This is a genomic window from Gorillibacterium massiliense (genome assembly GCF_000455485.1).
Taxonomy (GTDB): domain Bacteria; phylum Bacillota; class Bacilli; order Paenibacillales; family NBRC-103111; genus Gorillibacterium; species Gorillibacterium massiliense.
The window spans coordinates 26,857-40,535 of sequence record NZ_CBQR020000139.1; the positions used below are offsets into that span (position 1 = coordinate 26,857).

Here is a 13,679-nt window from a genome sequence, read left to right on the forward strand (position 1 = left end):
GTGGAAAATATGATTCTTTTCATGAAAATTCTTCTGCTCATCGTCTGTGTAGGCTTGATTGCCGTTGTTCTTCTGCAGAAAGGGAAGAGCGCAGGTCTATCGGGCGCCATCTCCGGCGGCGCGGAACATCTTTTTGGTAGAACGAAGGCACGCGGCCTTGAACTTTTCATGGCGCGGTTAACCATTGTATTGGCTGTCCTGTTCCTCGTGCTTTCCATTGTGGTGGCGTATATCGTAAAAGGCTGATTAAAATGAGTCTCGCGGCGGGATCGATGGATCCCGCCGTTTCTTTTTGCTTGCTCATGTTGGAAAGTTTTTCATTTGGGTAAAAGATGAGATAAAGCGCCGAATTCGGCGGACTATAAAGCGCGCGGGACGCGCATACTAGAGATAAGTAGGTGATGCTATGGTCACAGAGCAGGAGCTGCTCGCTTTTTTGGCAAACGAACAATATAAACCGATGACCTATCAAGAGCTGGAAAAGCAGTTTGCAATCGAAGACGCTCAGGACACTAAAGATTTTTTAAAATTATTGGACGGGCTGATGGATAAAGGGCTCGTTTATCGCTCCCGCACCGAAAGGTACGGGCTGCCCGAACGGATGAACTTGGTTCGCGGACGGCTGCAGGCTCATGCCAAAGGCTTCGGGTTTCTGATTCCCGACGACCGGGAACACCCGGACATTTACATTCACGCCAACGATCTGGCGGGAGCCATGAACGGTGATATTTTGCTGGTACGGGTAACGGCAAGCAGCCCGGCTGGAGGAAAACTGGAAGGCGAAGTGGTGAAGATCGTCCAACGGGCGATCAGCCAAGTCGTGGGCGTTTTTCAAAACCTGGAGAGCTACGGCTTTCTGATTGCCGATGATAAGCGGATCGTGCGGGATATTTTCATCCCGAAGGAAGCGTTTATGGGGGCGGTAACGGGGCAAAAGGTTGTAGCCCGCATCGTTGCCTATCCCGAAGGCCGCTCGGCCGCCCAAGGGGAAATCATCGAAATCCTCGGGCATAAGGATGACCCGGGGGTCGATATTCTCTCGATCATTCGCCAATTCCAACTGCCGGAGCAATTCCCGGACGAAGTGATGGCGGAAGCGGAACGGGTGCCGGATGAGATCAGCGATGAGGATCTTAAGGGACGCCGGGACCTTCGCGGCAAAAAAATCGTCACTATCGACGGCGAGGACGCCAAAGATTTGGACGATGCGGTCATGGTGGAAAAGCTGCCGAACGGCAACTTTTTGCTGGGCGTTCATATCGCCGACGTCAGCTATTATGTGCGGGAAAACAGCGAGCTCGATAAGGAAGCCTACAATCGGGGCACCAGCGTATATTTGGTGGACCGGGTCATTCCGATGCTGCCGCACCGCCTGTCCAACGGGATCTGCAGCTTGCACCCCAAGGTGGACCGGCTGACCCTCAGCTGTGAGATGGAGATCGACGAGAAGGGCAAGGTTGTTCGCCACGACGTCTATACCAGCGTGATCAAGACCGTGGAACGGATGAGTTATACCAACGTGCGGAAAATCCTCGAAGGCGAGGATGAGGAGCTGCTGAAGCGGTACGACTATTTGGTGGACGACTTCAAACAGATGGAAGCGTTGGCGACGGTTCTGCGTAAGAACCGGATGCGCCGGGGCGCCGTTGATTTTGATTTCCAAGAAGCCAAGGTCATTGTGGATGAAGAAGGCAAGCCTGTCGATATCATCAAAAGAGAGCGGTCCATCGCCGAATCCATCATCGAGGAGTTCATGCTTAAGGCGAACGAGACGGTATCGGAGCATTTTACATGGCTCAAGGTGCCGTTCCTCTATCGGATTCATGAGGAGCCGGATACGGAAAAGCTGTTCCGTTTTGCCGAATTTATTACCAATTTCGGGTATACGATGAAGGGCGGCAAGGGGGATAAAATTCATCCCCGGTCGCTGCAGGCGATTTTGGAGGACATTAAAGGAACGAAGGAAGAGACCGTCATCAGCACCGTGCTGCTGCGGTCCATGAAGCAGGCGAAGTACGATGCTCAGAATGTGGGGCACTTCGGCTTGGCGGCGGAGTTTTACTCCCACTTCACGTCTCCCATCCGCCGGTATCCGGACTTGATCATCCACCGGGTGATCCGCGAGGTGCTGGAGGCTGGCGGCACGCTGCCGGAGAAGCGTCTGGAGTATTTGAACGGGCGGATGGACGACTATGCTCGTCAGTCCTCGGAGCGTGAGCGGCTGGCCGTGGAAGCAGAGCGGGAAACCGATGCTCTGAAAAAAGCCGAATTCATGCTGGACAAGGTCGGCGAAGAATTCGAAGGCATCATCAGCAGCGTGACCGGCTTCGGCATGTTCATCGAGCTGCCCAACACCGTGGAGGGCTTGATCCGGTTGAGCTATTTGACGGATGATTTTTACCATCATCATGAAGCTCAGCATATGCTGGTGGGCGAACGGTCGGGCAAAATCTTCCGCTTAGGCGACGAAGTGAAGGTGCGGGTCACCAAGGTGAACTTGGACGAGCGTACCATCGACTTTGAACTGGTGGATATGAAGCCGCGCCGGGAGTTCGGCGGCGGACGCGGCGGTAATGGCCGCGGTGGAAAAGGCGGCAAAGGCCAAGGCGGTCGCGATGGCGGGTTTGCCTTTGGTGGAGGTCGCGGGAGCAAAGGCGGTAAAGGCCAGAAGGGTAAGACCGGACGCGTTGGTGAAGCCGGAAACGGCAAGAACGGCAATGTCGCGGGTAATGGCAAGGTCGCCGATGGAAAAGGCAATAGCAATGACAAAGGCAAAAAGGGCAGAGGGAAGAACCGCAATGGCAATGGCGGAAACGGTGGGAATGGCGGGCCGGTTCTCGCTCCCGGCGTACGGATCGGTGGCGGGGAAGGTGCCCCTGCAACCGTAGGCGCTGGTTCTGAAGCTGGTAATGGCGGCCGCAATGGCAAAGATAAAGGCAGGCGCCGCGGGAAGAAGGGAAATGCGGACCGGAGCGGACTTGTCGAGAACATGGGTGTCATCGACTTTGAACAAGGCCCCCGTTTGATCGAAGCAAGCAAAGGCGGGAAGCGGAGAGGCAAGGGAAGCCTCGCCATTGGCGGCGGAACTCAACCCGCGGCTGAACCGAAACCTGCAACGCAAGAAGACTGGAGCTCCGACGGCGCCGAATGGACGAACCGCGAAGGGGCTCGAAGGAAGCAGAAAGGCAGAGGCGGCAATCGCTTCGAAGGCATGGAAGCCCGCGGCGGAAACGCCGGCGTTGAAGTGGTGGGCACCCTTCTGCCGGAAGGGGTTGGCGCCGACAGCAAAAAGCGGCGCAGCCGCAGCGGCCGCGGAGACGCAGCCGGCACCACCGCCAGCGGCGGCGATGCCGGGGCAGCGCGCGGCGCCGATGCGCCAGCCGGAGCGAAGCGCGTCGTTTGGCCGGATCCATCGGCCAAACCGCACAGCAGCTCCGGCAGCAGCGATAGCGGGCCCGGCCCAGAGGGCCCGCGCAAGCGTCCGCGCCGCAAGCCGTAGGCAGCGGCGCCGGCAAGGCAGGCCGCCGCATGCGCGCGGCCTGCGCCAGCGAACAGCGCCCGGGGGAGATAGATGCCCCGGGTGCTGTTGCTGTTTCGCTATAACCGTTTGCGCCCCTTGATTTCCTTTTTCCCAGTTGATACAATGAGTTCCTGTAAGAAGTCTTAAGGAGATGTTAGGCATGGCGAAGAAAAGCGATAAAGAACATAAGCCGCTGGCGCAAAACAAAAAAGCTTCCCATGACTACTTCATCGAAGAGACCTATGAAGCGGGACTTGTGCTGACGGGAACGGAGATCAAGTCGCTGCGCGGCGGGAGAGCTAACATCAGCGACAGCTTTGCTACCATCCGCAACGGCGAAGCCTTCATTCATAACATGCACATCAGCCCATTCGAGCAAGGCAACCGCAGTAACCCGGATGATCCAACCCGTGCCCGCAAGCTTTTGCTCCATCGAGCTCAGATCCATAAGCTGCTGGGTTTTGTCAAACGGGAAGGCTACACCCTCGTACCGCTCAAGGTTTATACCCGGAACGGCTACGCCAAGCTTCTCATCGGCCTCGGACGAGGGAAGAAGGAATTTGACAAACGCCATGACGCAGCCAAAAAAGACGCTCAACGCGATATTCAACGGGCGTTAAGGGAACGGCAAAAAGCCAACTAAAAAGGCGACTTCAGGACGAAAGCTCAGTTTCAACCAATTTTTCCGCGGACATCCTAAGCATTTAGGCAGCTAGATATGATATACTAGGTAAGCAATACAGATGTGGCTTCGTTTCTGCCCCACCACGCAGAGACAGCCGCAATTTCTAATTCGGGGGCGTTTTTGGATTCGACGGGGATAGTTCGGACTTAAGTAGCGGGTAGTGGGGCTGTGTCCACTATAAAACGCGGAAGCCTATTAAACGGCAAACAACAACCAACTCTGGCTCTGGCCGCCTAATAACGGTCACCAGGCTCCTACCTTCTATCGCCCATGTAGCGGGCTAGGGGCTAACCTATAGTGGGATACGCTGCTACATCTCCGCCTGGGGTGTGCTGAAGAAGACAATCAGGCTGACCCAACGCGTAGCCGGTTACGGGGCGACGCTCGGGTGACATCAAAACTGTGACTACACCCGTAGAAGCTTTTGTTGCGTTATCTTCGGACAGGGGTTCAACTCCCCTCGCCTCCATATGTAAGATCAGTGAGCATGCTCGAAAAGGGTATGTTCACTTTTTTTTAGACGAATATAACTATATACATGGTGGTTTTAAAGCCTTGTAGAACATAGGTTTACAAGTGTACTAACCATGCATACAGTCAGATTCCCTGATGTTATGCAATGACGGCGGGTTAGGACTGCCATGAATACAGTAACTCGTTATAATAAGCCGTAGTACTATTAATGCCTTAGAAAGCGTTACCTTGTTGAGATTGACGTTTGGTAATCAGTAATATTACACCAGCTTGCAGATAAATTCATGTCCAAATTATTCATACAGAGAGAAACATGTAGGATTTATCTAACGATACAATTGAATCGAGAGTAGGTAAAATATTGTATTAGAATACATAATTAAGGAGTTAGAATAGATTGCTGAATAATTTTATGAAAATCATATAATAACAAATGATAAGAAGAAGTCCCGAATGTATTTCTTCTTGTCGCAAATTGTATTGTACTAAATTTTATGTAAAATAAAATTATTAATACAGTTTATTGAAATACCCCTGGTTCAATGGTATAATTTAGTGTATTAAAAAAGAATTATAAGTTGAGGTGTAATACATATGGCTATAGAATCACTACTACCAAGAATAATACGTGCCTCACTAGACAATGACTTCAGGACGGTTCGTTCTCTTGCAATTAGAGCTGTTAGACAAATTAAAGACACTCATCCCAAGATAGCAGAAGAGATAGCTCAGGCACTGGAGTTACACGGAGTCGGTGTGAATACTAGAAGATCAGTTGGCGTTGATAATTCTCCTTTAGATTCAACTTCAAGGAAATCATTAGCAAGTGTTGAGGAACCATATGAGATCATTAGTCCTGTTCTTTCCTCGGACATCAAAAAACAAATTGATGATTTTATTAAAGAAAGGGAGAACTCGACAAAGTTATTGTCAGTAGGTTTAACACCACCATCGTCAATATTGCTTTATGGTCCTCCGGGGGTTGGTAAAACGTATTTAGCTAAGTATTTGTCGGGGGTATTTAAGCTAAAATTTGCTACACTTGACTTGGCAACCTCAATATCCAGTTATTTGGGTCAAACAGGACAAAATCTTAAGAATGTTTTAGATTATGCTCGGCAGGAACCGACCTTACTTTTTTTAGACGAGTTCGATGCAGTTGCAAAAAAAAGAGATGATATGTCAGATCTAGGAGAGCTGAAGAGAATTGTTAATGTTCTGCTGAAGGAAATCGAGGATTGGCCGTCTCACTCAATACTTATGGCAGCAACAAATCATCCGGAACTATTAGATAAAGCTATTTGGAGAAGGTTTGACCGTGTATTAGAAATCAACTTACCAGGTGAGTTGGAGAGGTTAAATATTTTACAAGAGCAGTTTCAAATTGAGTCGACATTAAAGCCATTCATCCCATTGTTGGCAAGCCTATCTCAGGGGGCTTCAGGTGCAGACTTGTGCAAACTTGCTGATAGAGTGAAAAGGAGATATGTTCTTGATGATATTGACCCTGCTGAGATCATTCTTAAAGAGTTTGTATTTCTTATGAGCAAAGATGAGGTTAGTTTTAATAAAGCGTTATGCAAGGCTGCCAGAAAAATGACTAAACTATCAATTCGAGAATTGGCAGAATTATTGGATAAGAGCCCATCGACAATACAATATTATTTAAAAGGAGATGGTGAGAATGGAAAATGATTTTCTGCCTATTTTAGCTCGAGGTGAAGAATATATTGAGTTTGAAAAAAACAGACCGGGACCACCAATCAACAAAGACAATTTGCCATCGTATGAGGAGGCGAGATTGAAACTTCTTGCGAACATTACTTTGGCAAAAGAAAAAATTAAAGAGATGCCAGACAATCTCCGTGTAAGCGATGTTATAGTTAATTTAAAAATGGCAATAGGATATACTGCTAAATCTTTTCATCCAGTAAATTTAATTAAGCAGTCTGGAGCTGAGGATGTCGGTTCAAAAAAGTGGACGCGAACGACTACAGATAAGACAGGTAAGCCCAAGATTGATGTTGGAAAAAACGTTTTCTTACGAATAAATCAAGAATCACTGCAACATTTTGATAAAATGTTAAATCAAAAACAATCTCAGTTGCTTAAAGGGTTTATCGAGGATGTTCAAAAAATTGAAGATTTTTATGTAAGCGAGAATAATAGTTTGATTGACATTTTTTCAGCTGATTGGGAACCAGGGAGGATTGAGTTAGTATTCCATCCGTTTGGTGAGCTTGAAGAAGAAGTGATTTCAAAGTTTATCAATTTGTTTCAAGCCGCGGGTGGTGATAAACAAAAAATTAATTATAAAAGCTATTATCCTGGGCCTATGTTTATGAGCCTGTATTGTGGAAGAGATACATTAAAACAAATTCTGAAATTTAATCCTATTAGAACCGCTCATCCATTGCTATTTAGAGGAGTTCCAATGTTTCGTGGAGGATTAAGTGGATTTCCTCTTCCCAATCCTCCGAAGGGTGACTATAGGTCATCAGTTTTGGTTGGCATGTTCGATGGTGGAATTAAAGAAGACCATCCGTTGCTTAAAAGATATGTAACTGCAAGGAATCCTATCATTACTTTAGAATCTGAAGATGATATCGAGCACGGTATAGCCGTAGCAGGAAGTATTTTATATGGAAATTTAAAGGGATATGGTGCTGGTTCGGTGTTACCAACCCCACCAGTCACTGTTGAGAGTTTTAGAGTCTTGCCTCTTAGCGATCCGTATGACATAAACTTATACGAAGTAATAGACGTGATAGAGGAAGTAGTGCCAAAGAGAACAGATATAAAAGTGTTTAACTTATCAATTGGACCTTATGGTCCGATTGAAGAAGATTACATTTCAAGATTCACCTATGTTCTTGACAGTTTGTCTAGTAAAGGAGAACGTCTCTTCACAGTAGCAGTTGGTAATGATGGGGATATGCCAAATGAAGAAGATAGAAGGATTCAAGCTCCAGCAGATATCATTAACGGGCTGGGGGTAGGCTCGTACACATACGATACAAACAACACCATTATAAGAGCTCCGTATAGTTGTATTGGTGAAGGCAGAGAAGGCTGTAAGGTAAAACCGGATATAGTAGCTTTTGGAGGCTGTGAGGATCATCCATACCATCTATTAGGTAAAAACGGCAGTAATAAGTTGCTTGCAGCTGGTACTAGTTTTTCATCCCCTGTTGTAGCTAGTAAGGCAGCCGAATTAATTGGCAGATGTGGTGTTGCGGACCCACTAGTAGCACGAGCTTTGATTGTACAAAGTGCTGTCCATCCAAATGAAGAACACGATAAACATCTAGGTTTTGGAGCTATACCCGATTCCGTCGAGGAAATACTTGGTTGTACAGAAAATAAAGTGACGGTATTATATAAAAACCGAATCTTACCGACTAAGTTTGCAAAAGTCAATATACCGTTTGTTGAGGGACTCGATTATAGAGGGCCAGTTGACATCACTTGGACAATTGCTATCGCTACACCTCCAAATCCAAATCACTCAGAAGATTATACGACTAATTGTATTGAAGATTTCTTTTATCCCAACTCTAGTATTTATCAAATTAGTTCTCCTGATAAGAAAAATAATTTTAAAAGGCACTTAATTAATGATAAGAATGAAATTGAGCAACTAAAAGTAAAGGGTTGGAAATTAAGTACAAATCCAATAACTGCATCAGGTAATATTTATAAAAATGAACAGCAAAGAAGAGCTAATTTTAAGTGGGATACGATTGTAAAAAAGAGTATGCCAATAAATAAGTATCAGAGTATACAAGCACCCTACTTAGTACTACATGGTATGGACCGGAACATTGCGAATACATCCGACTTCATTAATTATGCAATAGCAATCACTGTACATTATAAAAAATATTTGGGAAATGCCTACAATAAAACAATAGAGAATTACAATAAATTGGAAGTGGTAAGGGTTAGATCGATTAATGAAATCATGATAAGAGGTTAGATTATTCCCAATTACATACGAATACTTAATGAAGGCAGTCAGAGCCAAAAGATTTTTATTGTGCATTGACTGCCTTCCTTCTTAAACAAGCATATATAATGAAGTAGGTGAAATTCTTGTCTATAAAGATTACTGAAGCAGTATATAGAAAGAAAAATGCAGATGGGACCGAGCTTGTACTATACTTAGGCCCGAGCGATTTAGATAAGGAGAGCTACGAATCAATATATAGGGATCATTTATTTTGTCCGCATCCTAAATGTATGGCAAAGCTTATATTTGTGTCTGGCAATGTTCAAGTTAATCATTTTCGAACATGGAGAAAAAGCGAAACAGAACCATTAAAAGGACTACATATCGAAGGTTGTCCAAACGGCATTGAGCAAGAAGAATCTGAGCGGTCTCGTCGTAGAAGGGATCCATCTTATAAGTATAATATATCCGATGAGCATATGAGCTCAGTTTTGTCTCGAGCGTACCGAGCTTTTCTTCAGAAACAACAAAGTTATGGGCCTTTAAAAGGTGGAGGGGTTGTAAAGCCGGATGGAGTCGGAGGTGGAAAGATAGATACTACACTCTCTCCGACAGGTACAAGTGCATTGTTTGGTGAAGGGGAGGATGTTACAGAAGGTCGAGAGCCACCCATACCAGTTAGAAAAATTGAGAATATTGATGATAAGGATATTGGAAAAGTAAGATGTATTGTAGGTGAGGTGTTGAAATTCTATTGGGATGAAGAAAAAAAGTACGCGTACATTAATTTGAAAACTAAAAATAGCAAAAAGGTCAAAGTTCATTTTAACGAACGCTTTGAAGCCAATAACCGCCCTCAATTTAGACTTTTTGGTTTTTTGAATGACTATATTAAACATCTTGAAAAAAATAATACGCCAATTATATGCTGTTGTATCGGCGAGTTAAATATGAATAAATCAGGTATAGATGCTAGGCCGGATCGTTACTCAGCCTTTAGTATAAATAATAAAAAATTATATGCTATTGTGCATGAAGTTAGAGGTTCTGTTAATTAAATTGATCTTAGTCTTAACAATTGAGGATGTTTATATAATATGGAGGAGAAAAACATGGAAGATAAGCTTGAGTTATGTCTGTTGGAAAGCGGATTAGACTTCGTCGAATCTTCTTTGGATCACTTGCTTAGAGAGGAGAGGGAAAGTGGCTTAAAATATGCTGTGCTACATCTTTCATCGGGTACTGAACTATTATTTGAAAACTTGTTCAAGAACATTGGACTTTAATATACAAAGATGTAATACGGGGTGACGCTCGGTTGGCATCAAAACTGTGACCACACCCTTAGATGCTTTCGTTGCGTTATCTTCGGACAGGGATTCAACTCCCCTCGCCTCCATATGTAATATCAAAAAAGCGACCTGTTCAGCATCCTTCCCAGCAAGTCTACCTTCGTCGTGTACGATGATCACTGCTGACTCCTGCAGATTCTTCAGCAGAGCCACTCGACTTTGGTTACGCAGTCACTTCGCGTATTCGATGGCCTCCCCAAATAAGGACGTCATCTTTCTGCCGGAATCACCGGTTCTCAAGGATAGACCTTAGTGACTTTGGATTTCGTCATGTGTTGGTGACTCATCCGTCTGTCCCCGTCTCAAACCCAGCTCATATGCCTTGCCTCAAGGGGAAAACCTGCGAACAGCCTACAAGAAAGTGGTTCAAAAAGGAGGAGCACCCGGAGTCACTGTGTAACAGTAGCACAAGGTTACCTGAACACCCACCGAGATACGGCCCAAGCCGAACTTCATACGGGAGTCTGCCAACCGTAGGGGTCAGCCTTTTTTAAAGGTTGACTTTTGTTTTATAGGTCGTTTTGTCAGAAATACTTAGAACGGAAGATCGTCATCACTGTTGACGTCAACTTTAATTTTTGCAAGTCGAGTGTATATATTATCTAAAACAATTTTTTGTTTAAGTGATGGCAGGCTCCGCAGTAATTCGTAGAAATCAACTACAGTTGAAACTTTTATATCTGTATTGGTGCTATATGTGTAATAACCATTAATGAAACAGTCTATTAGTTGACTATTATTTTGAATGGAATTTTCCAGAGAACTTTTTCGGATCACAACGGCTAATTTATTCAGTGTCACGTTAATATCATTTATTGGCTCATATCGTTCTATATACTTATATATGTGGGTATAGAGATTTGTAGCGAATTCTCTATATATTACTTTTTGTCTATCGGTAAAATCCAATTCACTAAGAATGCCGCGAGAAATATCAATAGAAACTTCGCAGAACGAAGTATATCTATTTTTTGGATCTAACTGTGACATTTTATCAATAATATACTTGAACTTAAAATCCTCAGTGTTTTCGTTAAAAATATGTCCAAATAATTTTCCGATAAAATATATCTCAGTGGAGTGGTTATACGTTCCTTTAGTAGTAATTTCAATTGGGAGTTGAGTAACGGGCCAGTTAAGCAGAACGCTTTTTCCGTCCTGATCTTTGTTGTCCAATTTTTTTCCGAATCCAAAATCAATTACCTTAACATTTTCATTTTTATCAATCATAATATTTGCGGGACGAATATCACGGTGAAGAATACCTTTTGCTTCTAAATATTCAAATGCAGAAATGGTTTCTGTGAAAATAGTTACCCAAGTTTTGCCCCAAGAATTAGGCTGGAAATCCGCTATTGAAATGCCATCAATAAACTCCATTTGTAAATAACCAGTCTTATACTCAGGATAAAGATAGTAATTATATACTCTTACAATATTGGGGTGAGATAGATTAAATAGTATTTTTATCTCGTCAACGAAGCGATGATAATGCTCTTCTATGTAGTTAGAATCCTTTGGAGCGTATTTTTTAAAGGCAAATAACATGTTGGTGGTGTCGTCCTCAAAGAGATGAGTGTCTCCTGTACCTCCCTCTCCAAGGGATTTGATATGTTTAAATTGTTTCTTAACATCGAATTGAATTATGCTTCCTGGTGCAATCACATTCTCACAACCATTCAGTCTAGTTTACCCATATAGTAGCATATGTAGGAAAACAAAAGTATAGTTGCCAGATAGCATGATCCCAAATAAGATACTCGAAGACAGTTCCAGATTTCATTTCTAATTTGTATAGTCCTATAGAAGATCACTACGAAGTGGAATGCGTGAGAATACTGCTCGGGGGGGCGCTGCGCCGACAGAGTGTCGTTCGGTTATCGTCGTGCTAGGAAGGAAGTAAAGTCACGTACACAACTTGGTTCACTGGAGGAAGTAAACGTAGTTTGTCAAATTGTCCGCTTGGTGGGCTTATAGTGGTTTAATCCTTATAAGATGAAGTGTTCTAATATTTCAAAAGAGTAGTAGAGAATAGTGACAGTTTTTTTGAAGGAGGAATATGTCATATAATGAGGAATTTATAGGGATATAATGCAACGAGGAAAACTTTTGCCCCTTACTATCACATGTAATGTGAGTTGAGTTTTATACAACCGTCAAGTTTCCTCATACTTCGGCAGGTGAGAAATGCAAGTTTCCAAGATTAGTTAGATGATTATAGGCTCTACTTTATTCTTGGGTAGTTACATGACCAAATACTATAGATTTTTATATCCCTTTTATGAGAGGTGCAAAATGAAGCTTAGCCGTATTTACGTTAAGAAGTTGTTTGGAATCTTTGATCATGATATTCGAATAAACAATGAAGAGGGAATAACAATTGTTATTGGTGAGAATGGACTTGGTAAAACAGTATTACTTGAAACGATTGAGGCTTTTTTTAATAGGAGATTTGAATATTTTAATACAATAAATTTTAATGAACTTTGTTTTGAGTTTAATGATAACGTCACTTGGAAGATTAAAAAAGTTATCAGTGATGGAGAAGATTTTCTCTCGTACAATCTTCAAGTTAGCATGGGGAATGAAATGTGTAATATAAAACTAAGCATCTCACCGCAGGATAACATACATAGAACAGCACAATATGTAGCTCGAAAGGTAGGCTTGAAACGAGTTGGATATTCTATGTGGGAGGACAGAACGGGGACAATCCTTACATCATTAGATGTAATGTTAAAATACGCACCAGATAAGTATTACAGATACAATTCTATTTCTCACAATTCTGAAATGCATTCTTCGTTTGATCGGGTAGTCTTTGCTGATGACGAACGCTTTGTTCCGCGTAGCATTCAACTCTCAGATATTGAACCATCTTGGTTTAGAGACAGATTAAATGAAGTAAATGTTTCAATAATTGAAACTCAAAGAGTGTTTATTGTTGAAGGGCCGGATCGAGCTCCAGTTGAGACTGTAAAGAAATATGCAAACGAACTCAGGGATGAAATAAAAGCAAAACTAACAGAATCTACAGAATTATCTTCAAAATTAGATAGAACATATCCCAATAGATTAATTAAGGAAATAAACCGTAGAAGAAACAGAATTACTGATGCGGAAATTGGTGAAAAGTTAACTGAGTTGGAAGAAAAGAGGAATTTATTGGGGAAGGTTGGACTAATTGAAAACGAGAATGATACTATTTTATTTGAAGTTAATAAACAACAAGATATAATAAAAGATGTTTTAAAACTTTACATTTCAGATAGTTTTGATAAGTTAAGTATCTTCAATGATTTAGCTGATAAGATTGAACTCTTTTTGAAAATTATAAATAGCAGGTTCAAGCATAAAAGGTTATATGTAAATAAAGAAGTTGGTTTTTTATTTAGGTCGACTGTTATAAAGGATGATAAAAAGAACTTTAAGGTTATTCCAATCGACAAATTATCATCAGGTGAGAAAAATGAGTTAATCTTATTTTACAAACTAATATTTAAAACTACTTCAAATTCATTAATACTAATTGATGAACCTGAAATTTCTTTGCATATTTCTTGGCAAAATAAATTTATAACCGATTTAAATGAGATACATAAACTAAATAAGCAAGACATTTTAATCGCAACTCATTCACCTGACATTATTTCTAACGATTGGGATCTTGCCATCGAACTCAAAGGAGTAGAATAA

General features: G+C 42.8%; 9 protein-coding genes and 1 other RNA gene. 9 read left to right on the top strand and 1 reads right to left on the bottom strand.

Going from position 1 to position 13,679, the window contains the following annotated elements; all coding sequences use genetic code 11:
* Positions 1-9 precede the first annotated feature (9 nt).
* From secG to TJ79_RS18050, 8 genes are all read left to right on the top strand, one after another.
* Complete coding sequence (gene secG, locus TJ79_RS18020) at positions 10-246, top strand: preprotein translocase subunit SecG (protein ID WP_040951733.1); 237 nt, start codon at positions 10-12, stop codon at positions 244-246.
* Between the two features lie 160 nt (positions 247-406).
* The gene (gene rnr, locus TJ79_RS18025) at positions 407-3,499 is read left to right on the top strand and encodes a ribonuclease R (RefSeq protein WP_081756984.1); all 3,093 of its coding nucleotides are present in this window, start codon (positions 407-409) and stop codon (positions 3,497-3,499) included.
* Positions 3,500-3,680: 181 nt separating this feature from the next.
* Positions 3,681-4,163, top strand: coding sequence for an SsrA-binding protein SmpB (gene smpB / locus TJ79_RS18030; protein ID WP_040951734.1), 483 nt, complete (start codon positions 3,681-3,683; stop codon positions 4,161-4,163).
* 152 nt (positions 4,164-4,315) lie between these two features.
* Positions 4,316-4,677, top strand: a transfer-messenger RNA (tmRNA) gene (gene ssrA, locus TJ79_RS26820).
* 596 nt (positions 4,678-5,273) lie between these two features.
* Positions 5,274-6,374: an AAA family ATPase gene (locus TJ79_RS18035; protein ID WP_040951735.1), complete on the top strand. Its 1,101-nt coding sequence runs from the start codon at positions 5,274-5,276 to the stop codon at positions 6,372-6,374.
* The gene (locus TJ79_RS27590; RefSeq protein WP_040951736.1) at positions 6,364-8,658 is read left to right on the top strand and encodes a S8 family peptidase; all 2,295 of its coding nucleotides are present in this window, start codon (positions 6,364-6,366) and stop codon (positions 8,656-8,658) included. Before TJ79_RS18035 ends, TJ79_RS27590 begins: the two co-directional genes overlap by 11 nt.
* A gap of 116 nt (positions 8,659-8,774) precedes the next feature.
* Positions 8,775-9,689: a hypothetical protein gene (locus TJ79_RS18045; protein ID WP_040951737.1), complete on the top strand. Its 915-nt coding sequence runs from the start codon at positions 8,775-8,777 to the stop codon at positions 9,687-9,689.
* Between the two features lie 54 nt (positions 9,690-9,743).
* Complete coding sequence (locus TJ79_RS18050; protein ID WP_155987944.1) at positions 9,744-9,917, top strand: hypothetical protein; 174 nt, start codon at positions 9,744-9,746, stop codon at positions 9,915-9,917.
* Positions 9,918-10,517: 600 nt separating this feature from the next.
* Here TJ79_RS18050 and TJ79_RS18055 read toward each other — a convergent pair.
* Complete coding sequence (locus TJ79_RS18055; protein WP_052339721.1) at positions 10,518-11,648, bottom strand: protein kinase family protein; 1,131 nt, start codon at positions 11,646-11,648, stop codon at positions 10,518-10,520.
* 630 nt (positions 11,649-12,278) lie between these two features.
* Between TJ79_RS18055 and TJ79_RS18060 the strand changes: the two genes are divergently transcribed.
* Positions 12,279-13,679, top strand: coding sequence for an AAA family ATPase (locus TJ79_RS18060; RefSeq protein WP_040951739.1), 1,401 nt, complete (start codon positions 12,279-12,281; stop codon positions 13,677-13,679).